Origin of the sequence: Roseibium litorale (assembly GCF_014842915.1) — a bacterium.
GTDB lineage: Bacteria > Pseudomonadota > Alphaproteobacteria > Rhizobiales > Stappiaceae > Roseibium > Roseibium litorale.
Map to the genome: position 1 here is coordinate 71,429 of NZ_JACYXI010000001.1, position 26,800 is coordinate 98,228.

A 26,800-nucleotide genomic window follows, 5' to 3' on the forward strand; every position below is an offset into this window, starting at 1 on the left:
ATCATCTCCCTGTGCTGCCGCGAAGCAGCCGTGTCGTTTCCAGTACCCTGATAGCGGACCTTGCCGCACATGAAAACCCAAGGCAGCCATGTGTGCCATAGAGATATCCGATAAGCGTAAAGCCTGCGAAAAGTTGAATTTGAGCCCAAATTCCGGAATTGAAACAGGACTTATTTAAGAGCTTTCTGGTGTCGTGGCCCGGTTGATCATGCGGGGCCGCAGAGAATGCTTCCACAAACACTTTCGCTTGACCTGCCACTGACCGGTCTGATCGGAGCCCTGACCCATGCCTTGGACATGACGGAAGGCCAGCCGCGCGGCCATAGCCTGCGTTGCTGCTGGATCGGCATGGCAGTCGCGAAGGCAGCAGGCCTGCCCGAGCATCTGCATGAGGATATCTACTATGCGATCCTGCTGAAGGATCTTGGCTGCTCCAGCAATGCGGCGCGGATCTGCGAGCTTTATCTCGCCGATGATCTGGCCCTCAAACGGGATTACAAGTTCGTCAATGGCAGCATGTCCCAGGCGCTGCGGTTTGTTCTCTCCCACACAGGTCTCAGCCATAGCCTTGCTGAACGGGTCCGCGCCATCGTGCACATCCTGCAGAACGGCGGCGAAATCACTTCTGAGCTGATCGAAACCCGTTGCCATAAGGGCTCGGATATCGCTGCAAAGATGGGGTTTTCAGAAACTGTCTGCGCCGGTATCCGCTCGCTGGACGAACATTGGGACGGCTCGGGCAAGCCGCAGGGCATCTCGGGAAAAGCCATTCCCGTCAGCTCCCAGATTGCCCTCATGGCGCAAGTGGCTGACGTCTTCCAGACCAGCACGACGCCGGAGGCCGCCCGCCGCGAGATCGGCACCCGTGCCGGAGGCTGGTTCGATCCAGCCCTTGTGGCAGCTTTCCTCAGCGCTACGGCGGACACGCAATTCTGGGAAGATCTCGCCAGCCCGGACCTGGAACGCAAGGTCTATGAACTGGCCCCCGGGCATTCGACCCGCACCGTGTCTGCCGGAATGCTGGACCATATCGCCGAAGGCTTTGCCGAGGTGATCGACAGCAAGAGCCCCTACACGGCAGGCCATAGCGAGCGGGTGACGATCTATACGGATATGATTGCCGAGGCGATGGGCTACAGCGGCAACGACCGACAGGCGCTGAAGCGGGTTGCCCTTCTCCATGACATCGGCAAGCTGGGTGTGAGCAACGCCATTCTCGACAAGCCGGGTAAGCTTTCCGACACAGAATGGCTCGCCATGCGCAATCATCCGGTCTATTCGGACCAGATCCTGTCGCGCAGTGCGGCCTTCAATGGGCTGACCCAGATTGCCCGCGGCCATCATGAACGGCTCGATGGCAGGGGCTATCCGGACGGACTTTCCGGCAAGCAGATTTCCATGGAAACACGGATCGTCACCCTGGCCGATATATTTGACGCACTGACGGCGGACCGGCCCTATCGGGCGGCCATGCCCGTGGCCAAGGCTCTCGGTATCCTGCGCGAGGATGCGGGCACGGGAATTGACCCTCAGTGCCTCATGGCCCTTGAAAGCGTCATGGAACGCCTCAATTTGGATAAAGCTGCTTGAAACCTTGCAATCAGACCGAACAAACAGGCCCCATGCTCAAGATCGGCTCGTACAACATTCAAAAAAGCATCGGTGTTGACGCGCGCCGGCGTCCGGAGCGGACGTTGCAGGTGATCCGCGAGATGGATTGCGATATCCTGGCCCTGCAGGAGGCGGACAGGCGCTTCGGCCCGCGCGAAAGCACCCTCTGCCCGGAAGAGATCGCCGAAAAGACAGATTTTCAGATCGTACCGCTGGCGGTGCGCAGCAAAAGCCTTGGCTGGCACGGGAATGCTCTGCTGGTGCGGAAGTCTGCCAGTATCCTCTCCTGCAGTCGGCTCGATCTACCCCAGCTGGAACCGCGCGGAGCGGTGACAGCAGATGTCGAGATCAGAGGAATCCGCATCCGGATCGCGGCCATGCATCTGAGCCTTGTGGGAACCTTCCGCAAGCGCCAGATCCTGTCGATCATGGATCAGATTCATTCAAGCGCCCACGGTGTTCCAACTGTCCTGGTCGGCGACCTGAACGAGTGGCGGGACCGGGCCTCCAGCCTGAAGCTGTTCTCACCGCATTTCGAGGTAACGACACCAGGCCGCAGCTTTCCCTCGCCCATGCCTGTCGCAAGCCTGGACCGGATCATCACGAGCCACAACGTGCGCGTGATGACAGCGGGAGTGCATAGCTCGGCGACCGCCAAAATCGCTTCAGATCACCTGCCCGTCTGGGCAGAGCTGGCGGTCGAGCAATCCGAACGCTTTGCCAGGGCCAGTTTGATCTGACAGGCTGGCCCTCAGCCTGCGAGGAACGGCACCAGCAGGAAATAGAGCACGCCAGACAGAATGGCCGCAACAGGAACGGTGACGACCCAGGCGGCCACAATCGTCATGAAATGCGCGCGGCGGACCAGCTTGCGCCGGGTCTGCTCTTCCCGGTTCTTGAGCGGGCGCACCTTCTTGATCTTGTCGTCGTGCTTGCGTTCCATGTAAGCCATGCGCCGGGCGGAGTTCTCCGTGTACCATTCGCGGTAGAAACCAACGCCAAAGACCGCGCCGACCGCGATATGTGTCGAACTCACCGGCAGCCCCAGAGCGGACGCGATAATCACTGTGATGGCTGCGGACAAAGCCACGCAGAAGGCCCGCATCGGGTTCAGCTTGGTGATCTGCGCCCCCACCATGTCGATCAGGCGCGGCCCGAACAACACAAGCCCGAAGGAAATGCCAAGGGCTCCGACAGCCATCACCCAAAGCGGAATGGTGACCTTCTCCGCAACGTCACCAAGCTCTGCCGTGTGAACGATCGCAGCAAGCGGCCCCACGGCGTTCGCCACATCATTTGCGCCATGGGCAAAAGACAAGAGCGCTGCGGAACAGATCAAGGGCAAGGCGAACAACTTGCGGAGTGACTGGTTGCGGTTTTCAAGTCCACGGGACTGACGGGCCACAAGAGGGCGGCAGATGATCCAGGAGAGCAGACCAACGGCCAGACCGGCTCCGCACGCTTCTCCAAGGCCAATCTTGATGACCTTGCTCAGCCCCTTCATGGCGAGATAGGCAGTGAAGGCACCTGCCATCACCGCGATGAGAACAGGCACCCAGCGGCGGGCCGCCGCAAGCTTGTCGTCCTGATAAACGATGAAATTCTTGATGAAGGCCAGGAATGCTGCGGCGATCACGCCCCCAAACAGCGGCGAGATCACCCAGCTGGCAGCAATGCTGCCGACCGTTCCCCACTGAACCGCAGCGAAACCGGCCGCTGCGATACCGGCGCCCATCACGCCGCCAACAATCGAGTGGGTGGTGGAAACCGGCGCGCCAATCCAGGTAGCAAGGTTGATCCAGAGTGCGGACGACATGAGCGCCGCCATCATGGCAGCTGTAAAGATGCCTGGGCTGGCAACACTTGCCGGATCAACGATGCCCTTGGAGATCGTGCCAACCACATCTCCGCCTGCGACAAGCGCGCCGGCGCTTTCAAAGACAGCAGCAATAATCAGCGCGGTCGTCATGGTCATGGCGCGGGAGCCGACCGCAGGGCCGACATTGTTGGCGACATCGTTCGCGCCAATGTTCAGAGCCATATAGGCACCGATGGCTGCGGCTGCGATGACGACAAACAATCCCGGGTGACCGGAACCCGTCGCCCCAGCGATCACGGCAGAGAGGGTGATGAAAAGAAGCGCAATTCCAGGAGCAACAAGCCTGCGGCCGATGCTGCCGGCGGCTTCCTCCATGTAACCAAGCTTGTCCAGATCCTTGTCGAGGGTCGGTTTCTTGTAATTGGTCATCCCTGGAATTGATCCTGGTTCCGTTTTCAGTTGCGGCCTGGATGGCCCGTTTCAGCCAGAGGCGATAGACGAAACCCGCAAAAGGTCAATTGCCAAGATTACCGTGAGGCCAGAATATTAGCCATCTCACTATTAAAACGTGAGAGAACCCGCGCGATACCCGGTTCGGATGCGATCTTCACAGCATCCTCGATCGGCATCCACTTGCGCTCGCGCTGGCCGAGTTCCGGATAGTCCTGCGTCTCCCCTGTCACCTCGACCAGGTAAACCAGCACATCCGTCGGCACGGCAAACCCGCCTCTGAACCCTTTGTGGGACTGAAACGAGGCAAAAGGCTTCTTGCCGGCCTTGCCGTTCACACCGGCTTCTTCAAAGGCTTCGATCTCGGCGGTCTTGTGGCCTTTGCGGGTCATGATCGGCCAGCCCTTCGGCAGAATCCAGCGCCCGGTTCCGCGCGAAGTGACCATCAGAACTTCGCACCGTTTACCGTCTGGCCCCGGGTCAGCCATCACGCGGTAACACAGAGCAGCGATCTGAAGGCGGGGCGGCCTTTGAAAAAGAGAAGTCACTGCACGGAAAAATGGCCGCGCAGCCCTCCTGGAGGAGAGCGTCAAAGTCATAGCCGGCACCCGGTTACAAGTGGACAATGGAAAAGAGTAGTCAGGCTTTGCCTGTACTGGCCACTCAATATGGTCGGCTAAACACAGGATTCAACCGCGAATCCCTCAAAATCGCTCGATAGCAGCCTCTCCAATGCACACATGTGCAGCAGACCAGGCTCCGGGCCACACTTCAGCAGCCCCTCCGCGTAATTTCCGGACCGAATCAACCGGAACGTTTGCGATCAGGAAAGGCTCTTCACCTGATTCCCCGCCCGTCGGCGCGATGCTGGCCGCAACACCGGTAAAGCCCAGTTCCTCCTCGCAGGGCACATAAAGCGCCGCGCCCGACACATTCGTATCGTTCTGCGTGGACGCAGGCGAAGCACCGACGACGCCGCACACCGCGACAGATGTCATCAGCTCCACGGCCCGGGCTTTGGCACAGTCGAACACCCGGTGATAGCCGGAGAGGTAGCTGGTCATGGACGGCACGAGCAGCAGGTCGATATTTTCCAGGGCAAGAAGACTGGAATGGGCTGGCATCTCGACATCCAGGCAGATCAGGATCGCCATCTTCAAGCCATCCAGCTCAAATGTACCAAGCCGGGTCCCGCCCGTCAGCATCCAGCTATCCGGGTCTTTCTCTCCCGGCGTCAGGGACAGCTTGTCCTGTCTGATTTCACGCCCATCCGCTGTCAGCAGCACGGCGGTATTTGTATGCCCCTCCCCGAGCGCGACGGGCAGGGATCCGGCAAGAACGGAAATACCGTGACGCTTGACCAAAGGCTTCAAGCCTTGGATCAGACCTTTCGCGACAGACGCCAGGAAAGCCATTTCCTTCGTCGGCTCAAGACCTTCCGGCTTGAACGCCAGACAGGCTTCAATCGCATATTCCGGCATCATCAGGAGTTTGGAGCCTTCCGCCTTGGCCGCCAGCATCTTCTCCTCAATACGCCCGATGAACGCTTCCAGGGAGGCGGGTGCAACGCCAGCATTCAAAGACCAGAGGGCGATCGTATAGTCCTGCATGAAGAAATCCGTCTGCTGAAATGAAAAAGCAGGCCTTGAAGCCTGCTGGAGTGTTGCCGCATTTCCAGGGGAAGGTAAACCTTGCTTAGTGCAGGCCCCGTTCAATCCAGACCCGGATCAAGGTTGCAAGCGCGACCAGCGAGCCAATTTCACAGCCGAGCAACAGAGGAGACGGACGAAGCCGCGTCAATTTTGAACCGCTGCGCACCTGGGCCAACCCGTCCAGAACACGATCCGCAGACCGGTCCAGTTCGGCAAGAATCTGTTTCAACTCATCCTGAGCGGTCATTGCTGTCCCTGGCGTTTTCTTCACCTGGAGCAACTCTAACCTGCCGGTTCTTGCGAAACCGTTAAAGACCGTTAAGCATAAATCACGAGAGAAATGTTTATCTCCCCGCCCCCGGAACCGGTCAGACCCGCACTTTTTGAGGGTCGGCCGTATCCAGAATTCGGAGCTGCACCTTCGGGGCTCCCTGCCAGGTGTCTATCGACAGCGTGCCGGCGAAATGCAGATTCCGGCCCCGCTCATCCAGCATCATCTTGCCATGAGGCTTGTCAGCCGCCTTGAAGGCAATGGCCTTGAGCGCGGTGCCATCCGGCGCGGCAATGGTTGCACGCACATGGCCGTTGCCAACCACATCGGCAAAGGACACACGATGCGCGGGAAAGGCAAAGACCGGCTCGGGATGGCCTGCGCCATAAGGACCGGCCCGCTCCAGCTGCTCCATCAGTTCCAGGCTTGCCCCTGTCACCGTCAGGGCGGCGTCAATCTTCAGGTCGCGGTGAGACGCCGCAACTTCGACATCCGCGCGCAGGGTTTCGTTGAAGAAGGCCATCAGATCCCCTTCCCGTTCCTTGCGCACGGTCAGGCCAGCCGCCATGGCATGGCCGCCGCCCTTTTCCAGAAGCTTGAGGTCAACCGCCTTACGGACAGCCTTGCCGAGATCCACCCCCTGGATAGAGCGGCCAGACCCCGTTCCCTTGCCGCTATCGTCATAGGCGATTGCAAAGGCCGGACGGCGGTGCGCATCCTTCAGCCGGGAGGCAATCAGACCAACGATACCCGGATGCCACTCCTCAGAGCCCGTCAGCAATACGGCTGGGTCCTGCTGATCAATGGCAATAGCGGCCTGCGCCCCTGCCTGTTCCAGCATGACCGCTTCCATGGCCTGACGTTCGGCGTTGAGCTGATCGAGACGCTCGGCAATGGCACGGGCTTCGCTCTCGTCCTCACAGGTCAAGAGCCGTGCCCCGAGCGCTGCATCCCCGATGCGTCCGCCCGCATTGATGCGGGGGCCAAGCAGGAAACCGAGGTGATAGGCCGCCGGCTTGCCGCCCACCCGAGCCACATCGCACAGATTTGAGAGACCGGAGTTGCCACGTCGGTGCATCACCTCCAGGCCCCGGGTCACATAGGCGCGATTGAGCCCCTGCAGGGGCACGACGTCGCAGACGGTTCCAAGGGCCACGAGATCCAGAAGCGACATCAGATCCGGCGGGGTCCGGCCATTGAACGCCCCGCGGGCGCGCAATTCGCGGTTCAAACCGACAAGAAACAGAAAGGTGACACCAACGGCGGCCAGATGCCCCTGCCCCGAAAGGTCGTCCTGCCGGTTGGGGTTGACCAGCGCTGCGACGGCAGGCAGTTCCTCGCCCACCTGGTGGTGGTCGAGCACAACCACATCCAGGCCAAGACCGGCGGCAACCTCAAAGGCCTCAAAGGAGGTGCTGCCGCAATCGACCGTCACCAGAAGCTCGGCGCCACCAGCCCGCAGTGCCTCGATGGCCGGGCCATTGGGACCATAGCCTTCAATGATGCGGTCGGGGATATGAATGACGGGATCCAGCCCCATCCATCTCAAATACCGGGCGAGAATCGACGAAGACGTCGCACCATCGACGTCATAGTCGCCGAAAATCGCGATGCGCTTGCCCGCCTGCACCGCGTCCGCAACGCGGGTTACAGCCAGGTCCATGGAAACCAGAGAAGATGGATCCGGCATGAGCGTCTTCAGGGACGGAGACAGAAACTCTTCCGCATGATCCGGCAACACGCCACGGGCCGCCATGACCCGCGCCAGAACATCCGGCAGGCCGGAGCGCTGGGAGATGGTCATCGCCGCAAGGACCTCAGCCTGGCTCAGCCGCTCGCGCCAGGTGTTGTCATTGGCGGACCGGGTAACGCCCAAAACGGCACGGCCCGGACCGCTTTCCGCTGCCGGGCCGTTCATCTTGCTGTCCTTGCCTGTCCGTACAGACCGGTCCATCTCATTGCTTTATCCGGTAAGGCTTGGCCCGGAGGGCTGAAAGGGATCACCGGAGGCCTGCTTTCAGGCCTCCGGTGCCACGTATTCTCAATCCAGGTGGAACTTTTCCAGCTGGTGATGCTGCGCCTTGATGTAACGCACGGTACCGGTGGACGAGCGCATCACGACCGTGTGGGTGGTGATGTGGTTCCGGCCGAAACGCACACCCTGCAGCAGGTTGCCGTCGGTCACGCCGGTTGCGGCGAAGAGAACGTCCGGACCGGCCATTTCCTCAAGGGTGTACTTCTTCTTGATGTCGTCGATGCCCATGCGGTGCGCACGCTCCACCTGCTCGTCGCGGGTGATGACGAGACGGGACTGCATCTGGCCGCCGATGCAGCGCAGGGCCGCAGCCGCAAGAACGCCTTCCGGAGCGCCACCGATACCGGCGTAAAGGTCGATACCGGTTTCTTCCGTGTCCGTGGTGTGGATCACACCGGCAACGTCGCCATCGCCAATCAGACGGATTGCAGCGCCGGTGGCCCGGATGTCCTCGATCAGACGGGCGTGACGCGGGCGGTCAAGAACGCAGGCGGTGATCTCGTTGATCTTCACGCCCTTCTCACGGGCAACGGCTGCCAGATTCTCGGCAATCGGCGCATCCAGGTCGATCAGGCCAGCCGGATAGCCTGGGCCGATGGCGATCTTGTCCATATAGCTGTCGGGGGCGTTCAGAAGACCGCCCTCCGGAGCCAGCGCGATCACGGCAAGCGAGTTTGGCAGGTTCTTGGCACAGATGGTGGTGCCTTCCAGCGGGTCCAGGGCAATATCGACCTTCGGGCCCTGCTTGGTGCCAACGTTCTCGCCGATATAGAGCATCGGAGCCTCGTCGCGCTCGCCTTCCCCGATCACGACGGTCCCATCAATCGGCAGGCGGTTCAGTTCGCGCCGCATGGCGTCGACAGCTGCCTGGTCGGCGGCCATTTCGTCGCCATGGCCACGCAGACGGGCGGCAGAAACGGCTGCACGCTCGGCAACACGTGCCAGCTCCAGTGTCAGGATTCGGTCCAGTCCGCTTGCAGCGGTGGCTTCAGCATTCGACATCAGGTTCTCCAATTCTCCCGGCCACCCCAGCGGCCCGTGAGCCGGGGATGCCCCCTCTCACGAGGATAGTTTTTCGATACGGATCATTTGAGGCGATCCAGCGACCACCCCCTTGGCGCAAATGGCTTCCAGAGCTTCCCTTACAGCCACTTCGGTTGTTTCATGCGTGATAAGGATCACGGTCTGACGAACTTCCGGTGACCCTTCGCCTTCATCACCAGCAATATGCTCGCGCCGCCGCTGAACGATGGACTCAAGCGAAATACCCGCATCGGCCATGCTGCGCGCAATTTCTGCAAACGCACCCGGGCGATCCGGAACGGACAGGCGGATGTAATAGCCGCCTTCATGCAGGCGCATCCGCGCCCGCACATAATCTTCAAGCTCTGCCGTAGGCACGCCAAGGACAGGCGACCGGTCGCCGCGGGCAATATCCGCGATATCGGCAACCACGGAAGACGCCGTGGCATTTCCCCCGGCCCCTGGCCCTGCGAGAACGATCTCCCCGACAAAGTCGCCATCCACGGCAACAGCGTTCAGAACGCCGTCGATCCGGGCAATCGCGGAAGACTTCGGAACCATGGTGGGGTGAACGCGTTGCTCGATACCGGTCTCCGTCCGCTGGGCAACGCCCAGCAGCTTGATCCGGTAGCCAAGTTCATCCGCCGCCTGAATATCCGCGGTCGTGATCGAGGTGATCCCTTCGACATAGATGTCGTCGGAAGCGATCCTGGTGCCGAAAGACAGACTGGTCAGGATGGCCAGCTTATGCGCCGTATCAAATCCTTCGATGTCAAAGGTCGGGTCCGCTTCCGCATATCCAAGACGCTGCGCATCCGCCAGGCACTCGCCGAAAGACAGGCCTTCTGCCTCCATCCGGGTCAGGATGTAGTTGCAGGTGCCGTTGAGAATGCCATAGACGCGGGAGATATCGTTGCCAGCCATGCTCTCGCGCAGCGTCTTGACGATGGGGATTCCACCGGCGACTGCGGCTTCATAGTTCAGGCAAACACCGTTTTTCTCGGCAAGTGCCGCCAGCTCGACGCCATGCTTGGCAAGAAGCGCCTTGTTGGCCGTGACCACATGCTTGCCGGTTTCCAGCGCCGCACGGACGCTGGCTTCAGCCGGACCGTTGTCTCCGCCGATCAACTCGACGAAGACATCAATTGCATCCGACTTGGCCAACTCGACCGGGTCGGTGAACCATGTGGCTCCGGTGAGGTCTACTCCCCTGTCACGGCCCGGATCACGCGCACTCACGGCAGAGACCGTAATGGCCCCGCCGGTCTTTACCGCAATCCGGTTACCCTGCTTGGCCAGAAGACGGACAACGGACGCTCCAACAGTTCCGAGCCCCGCAATCCCCAGTCTCAACGCCTTAGCCATAAGTCACGCAATCCAGATCTGTTTAATGTCAGCGGGAGGCCCCGAGCGGGACCTGATTATGCAGCGTTGTTTCCGCTGTCTCCAGGAAACGGCGCACATTCCGGGCGGCCTGGCGCAAACGCTGTTCGTTTTCCACCAGCCCGATCCGGACAAAGTCATCGCCGTATTCGCCGAAACCGATGCCCGGCGCAACAGCTACCTCGGCCTTTTCAAGCAAGAGCTTGGAAAATTCAAGACTGCCGAGCGCTTTGAACTTCTCCGGGATCGGCGCCCAGATGAACATGCTGGCGTCTGGAGCGGGCATATCCCAGCCAGCGCGGCCAAAGGATTCGATCACCACATCCCGGCGCTTCTTGTAGATCGCACGGGTTTCGGCAACGCACTCATCCGACCCGTTCAGCGCTGCCGTGGCGGCTACCTGAATGGGGGTGAACGCGCCGTAGTCCAGGTAGGACTTAACGCGGGTCAAGGCGGCGATGAGGCGCTCATTGCCGACGGCAAAGCCCATGCGCCAGCCCGGCATGGAGAAGGTCTTGGACAAGGAGGTGAACTCGGCAGTCACCTCGATCGCACCCGGCACCTGAAGGACAGACGGCGGCGGCGTATCGCCGAAGTAGATTTCTGAATAGGCAAGATCCGACAGGATGAAGATCTCGTGCTTGCGGGCAAAGGCCACAACATCCTTGTAGAACTCCAGATCCGCGCAATAGGCGGTCGGGTTCGCCGGATAGCAGAGAATGACTGCCAGCGGCTTGGGCACCGAATGGATCACCGCGCGCTCAAGAGCATGGAAGAACTCCGGCCCCGGCTCAGCCGGAATGGAACGGATCGCTGCACCCGCCATCAGGAACCCGAAGGTGTGGATCGGGTAGCTCGGGTTGGGACTCAGCACAACGTCGCCAGGCGCGGTGATCGCCTGCGCCATGTTGGCGAACCCTTCCTTGGACCCCAGCGTCGCAACGACCTGAGTGTCAGGATTGAGCTTCACACCGAAACGGCGGGCATAATAGCCAGCCTGAGCCTTGCGGAGCCCCTGAATGCCTTTGGAAGCGGAATAGCGGTGGGACCGCGGGTCCTGCACCACTTCGGTCAGTTTATCGACGATATGCTTAGGGGTCGGCAGATCCGGATTGCCCATGCCGAGATCGATGATATCCGCGCCCGCCGCTCGCGCCTTTGCCTTCAAACGGTTGACCTGTTCAAAGACATACGGCGGAAGCCGTTTCGTCTTGTGGAATTCCTCCATGGCGCGGGTCCTCAAATTGGCTCGGCAAAATGCTACTTTCCGCAAGCTGAGCCCGTTTTGCTCCAGCCGCGGCAGCGCCCTTTTATCAGCACCTTGAAAAATGCGCACCCGTCTTTAAGGCAATAGACAGCTAATTTTGAGAGATGCTGCCACTGGCAGGCACTTCCACAAGGTCCCCCTGCTGTTTCTGGCGCAAAATCAGCAGTTCCTCGACCGAAGACAGCATTTGACCTTCCTGTTTGTGCTGCCTGCTTTCACTCAAACTCTTGAGACGGGAAATGGTGGCATTCACCTCACTCTCACCTGGCGGCGCGGGCGTTGTGGAAGCCGTCACTTTTGGGGGTTGGGCCCCTCCGGTTTGGGCTGCCTGCATGGCATCAAACAGCGAGGATTCGGGGCCAAGAGCACAGCCCGCAGGCAGCAGTGCAAGTGTGACCAGAAGGGCATGGATCGGAAGGCGCGTCACGGGAGGTCCAGAACGTTTCAGAAAGAATACCGGCAGAACAGCCGCGACCTATGTAGGATCGATTGAGGCAGGTGGGAAGATGCAGAATCCATCATGACGGCAGATCGTCATTTACTGCATGGCCGGGTCCTCATTTTCCCATTCGACGCCGCAAGGGAAATCATGTCATAAATACCTTGTACGGTCACACAAAACGGTGAGCTGCACCGGCAGCTGCGCGCAAGCGTCCTCAGGGCAAGGTTTCTGAGTATCCAGGTGAAGTTTTTATGGGAGAAGGCAGGCACACCTTATTTTCAGTGCGCCAGCCGGAAATAGCCGGAGGGGATCCTAATTTATGGCTGAAGACCGGCAGCATCCTGTGCTGCAATATATTATCAACAATCCGGAAGCCTTCGCCCAGAACCTGGCCAAAACCCTTGAGAATGCCGGCAAGGCACTCGCAGCCTATCTGGAGCCGCGTGAAAAAGGCGAAGTCAAGCAAGAGGGCGCAGATGAGCTGACAGGCATCATCAAGACCCTTGCCCAGGTGGGGGAATACTGGATCTCTGATCCAGAGCGTGCCGTTGCGGCACAGTCCCGCCTCATCAACGGCTACATCACTCTCTGGAATTCGTCGCTCAAGCGCATGATGGGCGAGACTGCCGAACCGGCTGCCAGCCCTCCCTCCCGCGATAAGCGCTTTGCCGATCCGGACTGGAACAACAACCAGTATTTCGACTTCATCAAGCAGCTCTACCTGATCACCAGCAAATGGGCTGAGGATCTGGTGCTCGATGCCAAGGATCTGGACGAGCACACGCGCCACAAGGCCGAATTCTACGTCAATCAGATCTCCAACGCCCTGTCGCCATCCAACTTCCTGATGACCAATCCGGAGCTTTTGCGGCTGACCGTGGAAAGCAATGGCGAGAACCTGGTCAAGGGGATGCAGCACCTGGTGGAAGATATCAGGGCCGGCCGCGGCGACCTCAAAATCCGCCAGACGGACATGAGCAAGTTTGCCCTGGGAGAAAACCTTGGTCTCACACCCGGCAAGGTGATTGCCCAGAACGATGTCTGCCAGGTCATCCAGTACGACCCGGCGACGCCCGAGGTGCTCAAGCGGCCTCTGATGATCGTCCCGCCCTGGATCAACAAGTTCTATATTCTCGACCTGACGCCTGAAAAATCCTTCATCAAGTGGTGTGTGGACCAGGGTCATACGGTCTTTGTCATTTCCTGGGTGAACCCGGATGCCCGCCAGGCGGAAAAGAGCTTCGAGCACTATATGAAGGAGGGGATCCTTCATACCCTTGACGTCATCAAGCGCGCGACGAAGCAGGAAGAGGTCAATGCCATCGGCTATTGCGTCGGCGGCACACTGCTTGCAGTCACCCTCGCCTATATGGCTGCGACCGGCGACAAGCGCATCGCCAGTGCAACCTTCTTCACCACACAGGTCGATTTCACTTTCGCGGGAGACCTGAAGGTCTTTGTCGACGAGGAACAGATCTCGCTGCTGGAGAGGAAGATGGCCGAGCAAGGCTATCTTGACGGGTCCAAAATGGCCTCTGCCTTCAACATGCTGCGCTCAAACGACCTGATCTGGTCCTACGTCGTGAACAACTATCTGAAGGGCAAGGACCCCTTCCCCTTCGACCTTCTCTACTGGAACTCCGACTCTACCCGCATGCCTGCTGCCAACCACTCGTTCTACCTGCGGAACTGCTACCTGGAGAACAATCTGGCCAAGGGGAAAATGGAAATTGGCGGCAAGAAACTGGATCTCTCCAAGGTCAAGATCCCGATCTACAACCTTGCAACCCGCGAGGATCACATCGCCCCGCCGCAGTCGGTCTTCCTCGGCAGCACCTGTTTTGGAGGCCCAGTCGATTATGTGCTATCCGGGTCAGGGCACATCGCAGGTGTGGTCAACCCTCCGGCCAAGAACAAGTACCAGTATTGGACCGGCGATCGGCCCAAGGGCAAGCTTGAGGACTGGCTGGACAAGGCCAAAGAAAACCCTGGCTCCTGGTGGCCGCATTGGGATGCTTGGATCCGTGAACAGAATGGCGATCTGGTCAAGGCAAGAAAGCCTGGCGCCAACCGGGTCAAGATCCTGGAAGACGCCCCGGGAAGCTATGTGAAAACCCGCGTCTGAATCAGTACCGTGCGTCCTTCCGGCTGAGATGGCGGCCTTAGCCGGAAGGAGGCTGCTTTGCCCCGGCAGATCCGCGTCAGGATGCAATCCCGCGCAGCTGTGCAGGCGGGCTGCGGGCCAGAAGCTTCACAATCTCATCTGCCCCCATGGGAGCACCGAAAAGATAGCCCTGACCGCATACGCAACCACTCCGCAACAGAAACTCTTTCTGAGCGTTGGTCTCGACGCCTTCTGCGATCACGTTCAATCCAAGCTCCCGCCCAAGCAGAATAATCGAGCGGACGATTCCCTGACTTCCAGGATCTGAGGCCGCATTTTCGATAAAGGTCCGGTCGATCTTCAGCCGGGTCAGCGGGAAGCTGCGAAGAGCACTCAGGCTCGAATAGCCGGTTCCGAAGTCATCAATTGCCAGCTTCATACCCATCGCCCTCAGCTCCGACAGCTTGGCCACAGCCATTTGCGGGCTTTCTGCAAGAAGGCTTTCGGTGATCTCAAACTCGAAGGCGCTGGGTTTAACGCCATGAACCTGAAGCGTTTCTTTTACCTTCTTCACCAGGTTGACATCACTGAACTGGCGCTGCGAGACATTCACCGCCATCAGGATCGGATCGTAGCCTTTTTCGTTCCACCGCTGCACCTGACGGCATGCTTCCTCAAGAACCCAGTCGCCGAGCGCCCCAATCAGGCCACTCTCTTCCGCAAGAGGAATGAACCGGCTTGGCGGCACCCTGCCCTTTTTGGGATGATTCCAGCGCGCTAGAGCCTCCAGACCGATCAATTGACCGCTCTGAAGATCGAACTGCGGCTGATATTCGAGGAAAAACTGGTTGCTCTCCAGACCGACACGCATGTCCTCAAGCAAAGTCAGGTCCATCAGGCTGCCTTCGCTCATCATCCGGTCATAGAACTGGAAGGTATCCCGCCCGGACTTCTTGGACTGATACATGGCGGTGTCCGCGTGCTGCAAAAGCACCTCTGCGGTCGCGCCATCTTCCGGGTAGACTGACGTCCCCATGCTGCAGGTGATGCGGAAGGTTTGGCCAGCGAGATGCATCGGCGCGGCCACGGCAGCCCGGACTCTGCCAAGCAACTCCTGCAGATTTGTTTTTTCCGCTAGACCTCCACTGATGACCAGAACAAATTCATCTCCGCCAAACCGGATCAGAATATGGTCGTCGGGAAGAACTTCACGGATCCGCTCGGAGACGATCTGCAAAACCAGATCCCCGATTGCATGGCCAAAGCTGTCGTTCACCGACTTGAACCGGTCAATGTCGCAGAACACGACCGCAACGCCGGTCTTGTTTTTCTCCGCATCCACAAGCAACTGTTCGAGCTGATGCTCCAGTTCGCGCCGGTTTGGAAGGCCGGTCAGCGTGTCATTTTCGGCGAGAAAACGGATACGTTCCTCAGCCCGGGTCCGCTCGATCGCAATGGCTGCCAGACGCACGGTATCAGCGATCAGCTTGCTCTCGGCCACATCAGCGATCGGGCCGCCCTGGCGGTACATCGCGAAGGTGCCCAGCACTTTCTTGTCATGAGAAATGATCGGTGTCGACCAGCAGGAGGTCAACCCAAACGGCTCAGCAAGAGCCGTGTATGGCGCCCAGAGCGGGTTTGTCATGATATCATCAACAATAACCGGCTGCCCTGTAAAGGCTGCGGTTCCGCATGATCCGACCGCCTGGCCGATCTCAACACCGTGAATGTGATCGCAATAAGCTTTCGGCAAACTGGGGGCCGCGCCGTGCAAAAGACGCTTTCCGGATTCATCCAGCAGCAAAATTGACCCCAAGACACCGTCAAGCTGCTCTTCGATCATGCACAAAAGCGCTTCCAGAACCTCTGGAAGCGGCCGCCCGGTAGCGATCATTTCCAGAATACGCGCCTGACCTGTCATCAGCAGTTCTGTGCGTTTTCTGGCAGTAATATCGCGGGAAATACCGAATATGCCGTAGACTACACCGTTTTCACCACGGAGTGGGAACTTGGAAGAGGAAACCCACTTTCTGGTGCCATCCGGACGTATAATGAATTCTTCGAAATCGATCTTCGGCTCGCCGCTGCGCATGACTTCGCGTTCGTCCGCTTCATACTTCCGCGCCAGCTGTGGAGAATGAATGTCCGCGTCGGACCGGCCCAGAAGGTCAACGGCATTTTTTATGCCGAGATCTTCTGCCACCGAGCGGTTGGCAAAGACAAAGCGGCAGTCACGATCCTTGATGAACAGGTAGTCACTCACCTGATCGACAACCAGGCGCAACCATTCCGTATGTCCAGCAAGGGATTGCACCTGCGGATCTTCTGGAGAAAGCCTGGTCTCTTTCTTCGTGATTTCCCCACTCCCTTCGAAACGTGGACAACCAGGGGAAGCAGCACCCAAAATCGAGGAAACCGTCCGCAGACCGGAACCAAAGGACCTCCGGAACCATCACCCGGGTACAAAGTATGTCTGAATTGCTGAAAATTCCCTAAAGGAACCTTTGAACAGTTTTAATTAAAGTTGAAAATTGAGTGCACAGTTCTGCAACTGAAGAAATTAACATCACACCGCCGGGCAAATTCACTACAAGGATAAATTGCTGTCTGTCATCAGATGATCATGCCAGCGCTTGCCGCCGTTTCGAGGCGGTGCACAAAGCAGGCAGCCTGATGCGTCTGCCCCATTGGCGATTGCAGCCGCCCAAATTGCGTTTAGGAGAGGAATGGAATGATCTTGTGCTGTGGCGAAGCTTTGATTGACATGATCCCGGCACAAACGGGCAGCGGGGAGAAAGCCTATCTGCCGCTGGCAGGAGGCGCTGTCTATAATACCGCCATCGCTCTGGGCCGGCTGGAATGCCCGGCAGGAATGCTGACAGGCCTTTCGACCGATCTTTTCGGCCAGCAGCTGGCAACGGGACTCACCGCGAGCAATGTCGACACCTCCCTCTGCATTACCTCAAGCCGCCCTACCACGCTTGCATTTGTCGAACTCACCGGCGGTCATGCCAGCTATACATTCTATGATGAGAACTCCGCCGGACGGCTTCTGAGCCCGGAGGAGCTCCCACCTCTGCCCACCTCTGTCACGGCACTTTACCTGGGCGGCATCAGTCTGGCTGTCGAGCCCTGCGCCGAGGCCTATGCCGCTCTTGCAGCGGACGCCGGGGACCGGGTGGTTATGATCGATCCGAACATCCGTCCCGGGTTCATCAAGGATGAAAACCGCTACAGGGACAGGCTCGACCGGATGACTGCGCGCGCCGACATCCTCAAGGTTTCCGATGAAGATCTCCATTGGCTTGAACCGGGAGACGCGACACTTGCAGACAAGGCCGCCCGTCTTCAGGCCAAGGGCGCGGGTATCGTGCTTGTCACCAAGGGCAAGGACGGCGCGCTCGGCTTTCTGCAGAATGGGCAGCAGGTCTCCGTTCACGGGCAGAGCGTCACCGTTGTCGACACGGTTGGAGCCGGGGACACATTCAACGCCGGCGTGCTGGCCAGCCTGCAAGACCGCAAGCTCCTGAGCCGTGAGGCGCTGGCAAAGGCCGGTGCGGAGGACATTTCACAGGCCCTGGCATTCGGCGCCAAGGTTGCCGCGGTAACCGTCTCCCGTGCAGGCGCCAACCCGCCGTGGCGGTCTGAGCTGACTGCGGCATGAAGCCCAAGCCGCCTGCTTGTCTCTACTTACTGGCCCTGGAGGCGTTTTCGCTGTATAAGTGAAGACTTGTTTCCATTTCCGGTACGACGGACCGCCTGGACCGCCAGACGTCACGCAGGGAGCGGAACATATCTGAACGCGAACGGAAGTAAAACCGCCAGGGGCAACAACAATGCAGCAGCTGCAAAGGCGCTTCCGGCCCGATCCGGCGCGAGCACCTGCGCAAGCAGGTCAAATCAGGGCCCTTGGCATGACCGCCAAGGTCTGGCGGCGGCATGTTTCGCCCTGGAGCGTTCATACGAGAATGGCAACCCTGCCCTTCCTGCTCGCCTCTCTGGCCAGTCACGCCTGGATCGGAACACCGGCAGCAGCAGGCCTGACACTGATTGTCTTCACCTGGCTCTTGGTCAGTCCGCGGCTGTTTCCGGCCCCAACCCGCTTTGACACCTGGATTGCACGTTCGGCATTCGGAGAACGGATCTGGATCAACAGGATGGCAGTTCCTATCCCGCAGGACGAAGCCCGTGCCGCCATGCGCCTGTCCCTGGTCACAGGCCTTGGCTTTGCCACAGCCGTTTATGGCGCCATCACGATCAACCCGCTCCTTGCAGTCACCGGTATGATCGTGACCTACGCAGGCAAGCTCGTGTTTCTAAACCGGATGGCTCTTCTCTATGACCGGATGCGCGACGCCCACCCACTTTACCGTTTCTGGTCGACCGCACCGGACAACGACAATCCAGCCAGGAAGGCGAACCGGAAGGTTCCGGAGTCCGCCTGAACGGCAGACCCCGGACAAAACCGCTCAGCCTGCTTAACCGCGCTTTTTTTCGGCCAGGAGACCCAGATAGTACTGGGCTATGGTGGCACCAGCGATGGACGTGATGTCCGCGTGATCATAGGCCGGAGACACTTCCACCACATCCCCGCCAACGAAGTCCAGGCTGCCGAGCCGGCGCAGGATCATCAAAGCTTCCCGGCTGGAAAGACCGCCAGCGACAGGTGTGCCCGTTCCCGGAGCATAAGCCGGATCCAGGCAGTCGATATCGAACGTCATGTAGGCCTTGGACGACCCCACCCGGTCCTTGATCATCTCGACCACACCATTGACACCCAGCAGTTCGACTTCCTCACCGTAGAGAATCTCCAGGCCACAGGTCTCCGGTGCATGGGTGCGGATACCGATCTGGATCGACTTTTCCGGATCAATCAGCCCTTCCCGCACGGCGCGTCCGGTGAAAGTGCCGTGGTCGATCCGGTCGCCCATGTCGGGCCAGGTATCCTGATGGGCGTCAAACTGGACCAGCGCCAGCGGACCATGCTTGGCCACATGCGCTTTCAGAAGCGGATAGGTGACGAAATGATCGCCCCCGATGGAAAAGAGATGAACATCCTGATCCAGGATCTCCCGCGCCTGTGCCTCGATGCAGCCAGGGATATCGGCATTGCGGCCATAGTCGAAAGAGCAATCGCCATAATCCACCACGGCCAGCCCTTCGAAAGGATCGGCCTCGAAGGGATACTGCGGATCGCCGTCGAAAATGGCCGAGGCCCGGCGCACACCTTGCGGACCAAACCGGGCGCCCGGACGGTTGGAGACGGACGCATCAAAGGGAATGCCCCAGACAGCCGCATCGGCGCCGGTCAGATCGCGGGTGTAGCGCCGGCGCATGAAGGACAGCACACCACCATAAGTCGGCTCGTGAGAACCGCCGGTCAGGCTCTTGCCGAACACCGCATTGTCGGTCGGGCGCGGACGGATGGGGGACATTTGGAACTCCTCAGAGAAAAACCGCTTCGACACTTCCTCGAAGCCGCACGACCCTAGCCAAGCTGCCGGGAAAGACAAGCGTTACCACTCAAGCTGGCACTGGCACTGACTGGCGATCAGACGGACATTGCGGGATGTCTCCCGGCTGGCGCAAACAGGTAGTCGTGTTTGGAAAGCTTATCGACCACCTTATAGCCGAAGCCCGCGAGATAGGACTGGATTTCAGCCAGCTTCCAGCACTCGATCAGCATAAAGTTGAAGCGGTACTTCTCGAAATCCAGCCCCTTGAGAACGCTCAGTTCACCGCCTTCGACATCGAGGCTTAAGAAGTCGATTTCCTGCGGGGCAGACGCTCTCTCCAGCACATCCGTCAAGGTCCGGGCGACCGCTCCAAAGCGGATCAGCTCCGCGTTCTTTTCCGCGGCATAGCCAATCGAAAGCTTGTTCTGCAGTCCAGCCTTCGCATGCTCATCCTGATCCAGCACACTTGTCTCGGCGACCGTCATCAGGTTCGAATAGGTCAGTTCGAGCATGGGCTTTTCGAACCCGAAAGGCACACAGGCGCAGCACTCGAAATGGTTTCGAGCACTGCGGTTGTCGATGCAGGTCAGGAAATTGTTCAAGCTCGGCTCGATCAGAACGCCCCGCCAGTTCCGCTTGCGTTCCAATGTCCAGGTATTCGACTGGAAATATCCGTCATTGGCTCCAAGCTCGACAAAGAAGCCATTGTCCTTGTCCAGCCATTTCGCCAGCAGTCCATCCATGCCGCCAGCCGCAACGGATCTCTTGTTCAGGACACGGCGCACGAGGAGGTAGACGGAAGGAGGGAGGAGCCAATTTTTCAGAAAGACCAGAAGCACAAATATTATCCTCAAGACGGGAATGGCAGGCCCAGAAACTGATGAAGCGGCCCCGAAGCTGTTTGGGGCTACTGCCATAGTATGTCGCTGTTAAGCACCAAATACTTTCAGATAGCCTTAACTAGGCACTGAAAGGCTCATTTCCGTGACAGGCTGACAAAAAAACCCGCTGGATTGCTCCAGCGGGTTTCTTGAAGTCCGCAAGCGGCTGAGAAATCAGCGCTTGGAGAACTGGAAGGACCGGCGTGCCTTTGCACGGCCGAACTTCTTACGCTCAACCACACGGCTGTCGCGGGTGATGAAGCCTTCCTTCTTGAGCAGGCCACGCAGTTCCGGCTCGAAGTAGGTCAGAGCCTTTGAGATGCCGTGACGAACAGCACCGGCCTGACCGGACAGGCCACCACCAGCAACGGTAGCGACAATGTCATACTGGCCATCGCGGTCGGTCAGGACGATCGGCTGACGCAGGATCATCTGAAGAACCGGACGTGCGAAATACGCAGTGAAGTCCTTCTTGTTGATCGTGATCTTGCCGGTGCCCGGCTTGATCCACACGCGGGCAACAGCGTCCTTACGCTTGCCGGTTGCGTATGCGCGGCCATGAGCGTCCAGCTTCTGGACATGAACCGGAGCTTCCGGAGCAGCGGATTCGATAGCGCCGCCCAGCTCTTCCAGGGATTGCAGCTCAGCCATCGTTATGCCCTCTTGCCGTCGTTCTTGTCGTTGAGGCTCTTGACGTCAACCAGAACCGGCGACTGAGCTTCATGCGGATGCTCGGCACCGGCGTAGACACGCAGGTTCTTGAGCTGTGCGTTGGACAGCGGACCGCCCGGCATCATGCGCTGCACGGCCTTCTGGAGCACGCGCTCCGGGAAACGGCCTTCGAGGATCGCACGTGCGGTGCGTTCCTTGATCCCGCCCGGATGGCCGGTGTGCCAGTAGTACTTCTTGTTTTCGTACTTGCGGCCGGTCAGTACCACCTTGTCGGCGTTCACAACGATGATGTTGTCGCCGCAGTCAACGTGGGGGGTGTAGGTCGGCAGATGCTTGCCGCGCAGATGGTTGGCGATGTAGGCAGCCAGACGGCCCACGACCATGCCTTCAGCGTCGATCAAGATCCACTTTTTCTCGACCTCAGCCGGCTTGGCAGAGAAGGTCTTCATGAGTTTGATCCATGAGTTGGTTTTAAACAAAAAGCCCGCCGCAAAACCCCAAGGGCTCCAGAGACGGACTTTAATTCGTCGAGGCAGCTTATAAGCCAGCATAAAAGACGGGTCAAGAACACAATTCTCACAATTGCAAAAAATATGTCATAAAAAACAATAACTTAAAAAAACGGTATCATAATACCGTATACTCTGCACTTGCTGACGGCCGCTTGCGGCTCCCGGACTCACTTTTTGAACACCACAAGACGCCGCAGAAACCTTTATTCCATATAAAAGCAAGTTCAAGACGTTCATAAAATCTGAACAAAAATAAAGCCATGATTCTCGCAACTGATAATAGAATTGAGACTGTCCGGATGAATATTGTAAAAAGGAACGCGGCATCAGCGATCGGATTCATTTTTCTGATCATAATTTCCATTGCAATATACATCAATACGATAGAAAAAAAGATTCAATCCGAAGTTGAATACGGGGTTAAATTTTATGTTTCGGATCAAATTGGCATCTTGATCCGCGAGTTTCTGAACAACGTTCCGGACGCTGCAGAAATGATCGCGGCTGGAGACAGCCAGCCGATTGCCTCCAGCGGAACGCTCAAAGTTCCGGTACAGACCGCTCTTCTGGGGTTTCAGATTTTCAATGCTGCGGGCGGCGTCAGCTACCGCTCAATGACTGGCCTTGCCGGACAGAACACTCAGGACGCGGAGAAACAGACGGTGGCGGAGGTCCTGAAGTCAGGGGTACCCGTGATTCACATCGCGCATCACCATGCCGATCATTCGCTTGCAGCTCAGCAGCAGCCAGATTCCGCAACCGCAGGAGGAGTGGCAGCACCCCATGCCGCCGCCACAGCTTTTGTGCCAATCACATCGGAAACTGGCCAGACAATCGGCGTCATGCATGCGACCATGAACGTCAGCCACGTTCAAGAACTGATGGAACTGGCCTTTTACAATGTGTCTGAACTGGTTCACCTCGGGACCATTCTGCTGGTGCTTATTCCAGCGGTCGCCCTGGCCCTGCGCACATGGCAGATGATGCGCACAGACCGCAAACTGCTGGAACTGGCGAAATATGACCAGACAACCGGCGTTTACAACCGCGGGACAATCGTCGAAATCCTGTCCCAGGCCTTCCCGCCTACCCCTTCCCGCGCGAACTACGGCTTGCTGTTTGTGGATGTTGACTATTTCAAAAGCGTCAACGACACCTTCGGGCACCATAACGGCGATCAGGTGCTCAGGCACATTGCCTCGGTCCTCAAGGACTGCGTCCGGAAAGACCACGACAAGGTCGCACGCTATGGCGGCGATGAATTCCTGATCGTCTGCCCACGCATCAGCATGGCAGGCCTGCGGGAGATCTACCAGAGGATCGAACGGGCGATCAAAACCCCGATCGAGATTGCGGGACACCCCTATAGCGTCGGGCTCAGTATCGGCGCCTATGTTTCAACAGACGCCGACAGCCAGAAAAGCGCCCTGCACAAGGCCGACCTTGCCGTTTACGCTGCCAAACATGCAGGGCGGGGACGCACCGTTGAATACTCAAACCACATGAAAGACGTGCCGCGCACTCAAGACGCTCACACACCCGCGGCCACAAGCCCGCGCTCTGCCTAGGGTGTGGACTCATAAATTTGGAGGCAATGGTTTGAGCGAATTTGTTTGGATACAAGGCGCAAGACTGCAGGAAGCCATATGGCTTTCAAAGTCTTGCAACGCTGTAGCCGGACGAATTCGCCAAATCCTTACAGGACGCGCAACTGGCTGTGAAAGGCAGCGTTGAGCGTCTCAACCGGGCATAAAGCCCGCTTTTCGCCACTCGCCTTGCCTTTCGGTGCCAGTTGACGCGCCATTACCTGCAAATTTATGGGTCCACACCCTAGCTAAACGGCGCTCATAAGCGGGTCCGTTAGCTTCAGGCGGATAAGGTGGCTCCTTTTGGAAGGCGGACACGAGACAGCCCACCGGCATGCTCCCGCCGTTAACCTCACCGCGGCGGCACGGAATAGGTGGCCGTTGCGTGGGCCACATAGTCTTCTTCCCCCTCGCCAGCGATGCCGCATTCCACGACGGCGAGGCGCTTGCCGAGTTTTAGAAGACGGCAGGTGCACAGAAGGTCTCCCGGCTCCGGCTTGCGCAAGAAATTGATATTGAGACTTGTGGTCACCGCCAGAGCGACCGGTCCGATATGGGCGAGGATCACCACATAGGCAGCCAAGTCCGCCAAGGCCATCATGGAGGGGCCGGACACAGTTCCACCGGGCCGCAGATGCATATCCGTCGCCTTCAGGCGGACAACCACCTCCCCCGGAGCGACACTTTCCACGAAATAGGCCCTGCCGCCCGTATGGATTTGAGGAAAGACCTCGTCCAGAAACTGCGACAGATCCTGCGTGGTCATCACCGGCGTCAGCATGCATTCCCCTCCCCATCCGGCTCAAGCCTCCGATATGCCTGGGCCTTTACCTCTTCAACTCACCTAAACGTCAACGCATCCGGAACGCAAGGCGGTAAAGCTCTGTGAAACAGGGATCACCCCAGTGGCATTGACGGGCCTGACTTCGCGGTCCGGAGTACAAAATTGGTTCTGGAAGCCCTCACCAGTCCCGGGCCCAGCAGCTTTTTCATCATGAAGGCCTCCAGGTCCTCCGGATCGCGGACCACGACCTTCATCACATAATCCGCATCTCCGGTAATCGAGGAGCACTCGATCACCCTGTCCTCGGTCTGCACCATATGGTCGAAAGCCGCGATCGTCTCCGGACCATGGTTCATCAGCGACACATGCACATAGGCCATGGCGTGAAAGCCCAGCTCGCGCGGATTGAGGATCGCGGCGTATTTCTCGATCACCCCGGCTTCCTCCAGCCGCTTGATCCTGCGCCAGCACGGCGAGACGGACATGCCCGCCTGCTCGGCGAGATCCTTCGCGCTGGCCCGGCCATCCTTTTGCAGGAGCGCGAGCAGTTTCTTGTCCTGACTGTCCAGATCCATCAGCAAAATCCTCCCAGATTACAGCCTGCATCGTATTTTCTTTTCCAGATTGACGCAAAACAAGCAAAATGAGAACGATAAAACCGCAGGATCAGGCCTATCCTTGCCAGTGAGGAGGAGCTCACCATGGCAAAAACAAGCGCATATACCGCAAAGATTCCCGGCCCGGACGGACGGATCGCCTATACCGACGAGGAGAACGGTGTGTGGCGGGACCTCTATGCCCGCCAGGAGCCGAATGTCCGCAAGATGGCCGCGCCGGATTATCTGGCAGGTTTCGACAAGCTGGCCCTGCCCGCCGACCGTGTGCCCCAATGCGCCGAGGTGTCCGAAGTTCTCGGCCGGCATACAGGCTGGAAGGTGGAGCCGGTTCCTGCCCTGATCGGCTTTGGCCGCTTCTATTCCATGCTGGCAAGCCGCACCTTTCCGGCGGCGTCTTTTATCCGCAGCCGCGAGGACTTTGACTACATCAAGGAGCCGGACATCTTTCACGAGATCTTCGGCCACACACCGATGCTGACCGACCCGCGCTTTGCCGCCTTTTCCGAGGCGATCGGCAAGGCTGGGCAGAAGCTGGAGCCCAAGGACTATTCCTGGCTGATCCGTCTCTACTGGTTCACCATCGAGTTCGGCCTGACAAAAGTGGACGGTGTCTACAAGTCTCTCGGCTCGGGCCTGGCTTCCTCGCCAACAGAGCTTCCCCACAGCGTCAGCGGCCCTAACGTCATCCGCCGCCCGTTCGATGTGATCGACATCCTGCGGACGCCCTACCGGATCGATATCCATCAGCCGCTTTACTACGTGCTGGAGAATGTCGACGACCTGTTCAAGGCCGCTGAACGGGATCTGGCCGCCGACATCCGCAAGGCCCAGTCTCTCGGACTGTTCGCTCCGCTTTACCCTGTTGAGAAGAGTGCCTGACATGAGCGCAACAGATCTCGCCCAAGCCGCCTGTGAACCCTGCCAGGGCATCGGAGGCACCTTGCCCGCGGACGAGGCCCGCGCCCTGATGGCTGGGCTGCATCCGGACTGGACCATGGATGACGAAGCCAAATCCATCCAGCGTACCTTCAAGGTGAAGGGCTTTGCCAAGGCGGTCTATCTGGCCAACCTGGCCGCTTACAATGCCGACCGGGATGGCCATCATCCGGATGTCGCTTTCGGCTGGGGCTATTGCCGTATCACCTTCACGTCTCACGAGCTGGACGGGCTGACGAAGAACGACTTCATCTGCGCAGCCAAGCTCGACAAGCTGGTTGCCTGAAACGAGGGCTTTGCTTCACGCCGTCCCGGCCTCGTGCCGGGACGGCTCGGCACGCTCCGATCCAGACCGGTTACACGCCCACAGCCTTCTCCCCGGCTTTCTCCTATCGTCCCAGTCGCCACGCCCTGCCCTCTTGGGTAAAGTGCCGGCAAAGACCGGCCCCAAAACCGACAAGAGGAACTTCAGCCATGTCCGATGCCGCCGCTGTTGAAACGGGTGAAAAGCCGATGCTGGGAACCCTGCTGCACAATGGCGTCTACCGAATTGTCATGCAGCGCCCGGAGCGTATGAACGCCCTGTCCCGCGAGATGATGAGCGCACTCTCCGCAGAACTCACCAAGGCAGCCAACGATCCGGAGATCCGCGTTGTCCTTCTGGGAGCAGAGGGCAAGGTGTTCTGCGCCGGTCATGACCTTAAGGAACTGACCGCGGCCCGGGCCGAGGCTGATGGCGGACGGGCGACCTATGAGGCGATCATGCGCCAGTGCTCCGGCCTGATGCAGCAGATCGTGCGTCTGCCCAAGCCGGTGATTGCCGTCGTCACCGGTGTTGCGACCGCAGCCGGCTGCCAGCTTGTCGCCTCCTGCGACCTGGCCATGGCGGTCGACACAGCGACCTTCTGCACGCCGGGCGTCAATATTGGCCTCTTCTGCTCCACCCCCATGGTCGCCCTGACGCGCAATGCCTCCCCCAAGCAGGCCATGGAAATGCTTTTGACCGGTGAAAGCATCGATGCCTCGACGGCCAAGGATTTCGGCTTGATCAACCGCATCGTGCCTCGTGACTACCTCGACCAGGTGGTGCAGAAATATGCCGAGGTCATCGCCTCCAAGTCGGCGCACACGGTCAAGATCGGCAAGGAAGCCTTCTACCGCCAGCTCGAAATGCCGCTGTCGGAAGCCTATGATTTCGCGGCCCAGACCATGGTCGACAACATGATGGCAAGAGACGCCGAAGAAGGCATCAACGCCTTCCTTCAGAAGCGCAAGCCCGAGTGGACGGACAGTTGAGGG

Annotated in this window: 25 protein-coding genes; 9 read left to right on the forward strand and 16 right to left on the reverse strand. The window is 58.9% G+C overall.

What is annotated here, in order from left to right; all coding sequences use genetic code 11:
* The first annotated feature begins 225 nt into the window (after window positions 1-225).
* Window positions 226-1,590: an HD-GYP domain-containing protein gene (locus IG616_RS00370; RefSeq protein ID WP_192145344.1), complete on the forward strand. Its 1,365-nt coding sequence runs from the start codon at window positions 226-228 to the stop codon at window positions 1,588-1,590.
* Between the two features lie 32 nt (window positions 1,591-1,622).
* Entirely contained in the window at window positions 1,623-2,351 is a 729-nt protein-coding gene (locus tag IG616_RS00375; RefSeq protein ID WP_192145346.1) for an endonuclease/exonuclease/phosphatase family protein, read from the forward strand.
* Between the two features lie 11 nt (window positions 2,352-2,362).
* Here the strand turns inward: IG616_RS00375 and IG616_RS00380 are convergent, their stop codons facing one another.
* From IG616_RS00380 to IG616_RS00420, 9 genes are all read right to left on the reverse strand, one after another.
* A complete protein-coding gene (locus IG616_RS00380) occupies window positions 2,363-3,859 on the reverse strand; it encodes an inorganic phosphate transporter (protein WP_192145348.1) in 1,497 nt (498 codons plus the stop codon).
* A gap of 98 nt (window positions 3,860-3,957) precedes the next feature.
* Window positions 3,958-4,479 (reverse strand): NUDIX domain-containing protein, encoded by a 522-nt coding sequence (locus tag IG616_RS00385; RefSeq protein WP_192145350.1) that lies wholly within the window; start codon window positions 4,477-4,479, stop codon window positions 3,958-3,960.
* A gap of 105 nt (window positions 4,480-4,584) precedes the next feature.
* Window positions 4,585-5,490, reverse strand: a complete 906-nt coding sequence (locus IG616_RS00390; RefSeq protein ID WP_192145352.1) for a nitrilase-related carbon-nitrogen hydrolase — start codon at window positions 5,488-5,490, stop codon at window positions 4,585-4,587.
* A gap of 85 nt (window positions 5,491-5,575) precedes the next feature.
* Window positions 5,576-5,779 carry a hypothetical protein gene (locus IG616_RS00395; RefSeq protein WP_192145354.1) on the reverse strand — a complete coding sequence of 68 codons (204 nt, stop codon included), beginning with the start codon at window positions 5,777-5,779 and terminating at the stop codon, window positions 5,576-5,578.
* A gap of 121 nt (window positions 5,780-5,900) precedes the next feature.
* On the reverse strand, window positions 5,901-7,721 hold the full coding sequence (recJ, locus tag IG616_RS00400; RefSeq protein ID WP_192146607.1) for a single-stranded-DNA-specific exonuclease RecJ: 1,821 nt from the start codon (window positions 7,719-7,721) through the stop codon (window positions 5,901-5,903).
* Window positions 7,722-7,844: 123 nt separating this feature from the next.
* Complete coding sequence (gene glpX, locus IG616_RS00405) at window positions 7,845-8,840, reverse strand: class II fructose-bisphosphatase (RefSeq protein ID WP_192145356.1); 996 nt, start codon at window positions 8,838-8,840, stop codon at window positions 7,845-7,847.
* A 57-nt stretch (window positions 8,841-8,897) separates the two neighbouring features.
* Window positions 8,898-10,226, reverse strand: coding sequence for a homoserine dehydrogenase (locus IG616_RS00410; RefSeq protein WP_192145358.1), 1,329 nt, complete (start codon window positions 10,224-10,226; stop codon window positions 8,898-8,900).
* A 28-nt stretch (window positions 10,227-10,254) separates the two neighbouring features.
* Complete coding sequence (locus IG616_RS00415; RefSeq protein WP_192145360.1) at window positions 10,255-11,472, reverse strand: LL-diaminopimelate aminotransferase; 1,218 nt, start codon at window positions 11,470-11,472, stop codon at window positions 10,255-10,257.
* 130 nt (window positions 11,473-11,602) lie between these two features.
* Complete coding sequence (locus tag IG616_RS00420) at window positions 11,603-11,938, reverse strand: hypothetical protein (RefSeq protein WP_192145362.1); 336 nt, start codon at window positions 11,936-11,938, stop codon at window positions 11,603-11,605.
* 334 nt (window positions 11,939-12,272) lie between these two features.
* Between IG616_RS00420 and IG616_RS00425 the strand changes: the two genes are divergently transcribed.
* A complete protein-coding gene (locus IG616_RS00425; RefSeq protein ID WP_192145364.1) occupies window positions 12,273-14,078 on the forward strand; it encodes a PHA/PHB synthase family protein in 1,806 nt (601 codons plus the stop codon).
* 76 nt (window positions 14,079-14,154) lie between these two features.
* Here the strand turns inward: IG616_RS00425 and IG616_RS00430 are convergent, their stop codons facing one another.
* Entirely contained in the window at window positions 14,155-16,371 is a 2,217-nt protein-coding gene (locus tag IG616_RS00430; RefSeq protein WP_192145366.1) for an EAL domain-containing protein, read from the reverse strand.
* A gap of 417 nt (window positions 16,372-16,788) precedes the next feature.
* Between IG616_RS00430 and IG616_RS00435 the strand changes: the two genes are divergently transcribed.
* Window positions 16,789-17,721 (forward strand): carbohydrate kinase family protein, encoded by a 933-nt coding sequence (locus tag IG616_RS00435; protein WP_192145367.1) that lies wholly within the window; start codon window positions 16,789-16,791, stop codon window positions 17,719-17,721.
* Between the two features lie 172 nt (window positions 17,722-17,893).
* Window positions 17,894-18,502: a DUF6653 family protein gene (locus IG616_RS00440; protein ID WP_192145369.1), complete on the forward strand. Its 609-nt coding sequence runs from the start codon at window positions 17,894-17,896 to the stop codon at window positions 18,500-18,502.
* A 33-nt stretch (window positions 18,503-18,535) separates the two neighbouring features.
* Here IG616_RS00440 and speB read toward each other — a convergent pair whose 3' ends face one another.
* The 4 genes from speB to rplM all read right to left on the reverse strand — a co-directional run bounded on the left by speB (window position 18,536) and on the right by rplM (window position 21,515).
* Entirely contained in the window at window positions 18,536-19,492 is a 957-nt protein-coding gene (speB, locus tag IG616_RS00445) for an agmatinase (RefSeq protein ID WP_192145371.1), read from the reverse strand.
* A gap of 116 nt (window positions 19,493-19,608) precedes the next feature.
* A complete protein-coding gene (locus tag IG616_RS00450; RefSeq protein ID WP_192145373.1) occupies window positions 19,609-20,352 on the reverse strand; it encodes an FkbM family methyltransferase in 744 nt (247 codons plus the stop codon).
* Between the two features lie 216 nt (window positions 20,353-20,568).
* Window positions 20,569-21,045, reverse strand: a complete 477-nt coding sequence (gene rpsI, locus IG616_RS00455) for a 30S ribosomal protein S9 (RefSeq protein WP_192145374.1) — start codon at window positions 21,043-21,045, stop codon at window positions 20,569-20,571.
* 2 nt (window positions 21,046-21,047) lie between these two features.
* Entirely contained in the window at window positions 21,048-21,515 is a 468-nt protein-coding gene (gene rplM, locus IG616_RS00460; protein WP_073011188.1) for a 50S ribosomal protein L13, read from the reverse strand.
* Between the two features lie 515 nt (window positions 21,516-22,030).
* On the opposite strand from rplM, the gene IG616_RS00465 reads away from it, so the two are divergent.
* Complete coding sequence (locus IG616_RS00465; protein ID WP_192145375.1) at window positions 22,031-23,146, forward strand: GGDEF domain-containing protein; 1,116 nt, start codon at window positions 22,031-22,033, stop codon at window positions 23,144-23,146.
* A 370-nt stretch (window positions 23,147-23,516) separates the two neighbouring features.
* On the opposite strand, the gene IG616_RS00470 is transcribed toward IG616_RS00465, so the two are convergent.
* The gene (locus tag IG616_RS00470) at window positions 23,517-23,945 is read right to left on the reverse strand and encodes a PaaI family thioesterase (protein ID WP_192145376.1); all 429 of its coding nucleotides are present in this window, start codon (window positions 23,943-23,945) and stop codon (window positions 23,517-23,519) included.
* A gap of 116 nt (window positions 23,946-24,061) precedes the next feature.
* Complete coding sequence (locus IG616_RS00475; protein WP_073011194.1) at window positions 24,062-24,523, reverse strand: Lrp/AsnC family transcriptional regulator; 462 nt, start codon at window positions 24,521-24,523, stop codon at window positions 24,062-24,064.
* Between the two features lie 126 nt (window positions 24,524-24,649).
* Between IG616_RS00475 and IG616_RS00480 the strand changes: the two genes are divergently transcribed.
* From IG616_RS00480 to IG616_RS00490, 3 genes are all read left to right on the forward strand, one after another.
* On the forward strand, window positions 24,650-25,444 hold the full coding sequence (locus IG616_RS00480) for a phenylalanine 4-monooxygenase (RefSeq protein ID WP_192145378.1): 795 nt from the start codon (window positions 24,650-24,652) through the stop codon (window positions 25,442-25,444).
* 1 nt (window position 25,445) lies between these two features.
* The gene (locus IG616_RS00485; protein ID WP_192145380.1) at window positions 25,446-25,787 is read left to right on the forward strand and encodes a 4a-hydroxytetrahydrobiopterin dehydratase; all 342 of its coding nucleotides are present in this window, start codon (window positions 25,446-25,448) and stop codon (window positions 25,785-25,787) included.
* Window positions 25,788-25,975: 188 nt separating this feature from the next.
* Window positions 25,976-26,797, forward strand: a complete 822-nt coding sequence (locus tag IG616_RS00490; protein ID WP_192145382.1) for an enoyl-CoA hydratase — start codon at window positions 25,976-25,978, stop codon at window positions 26,795-26,797.
* Window positions 26,798-26,800 lie beyond the last annotated feature (3 nt).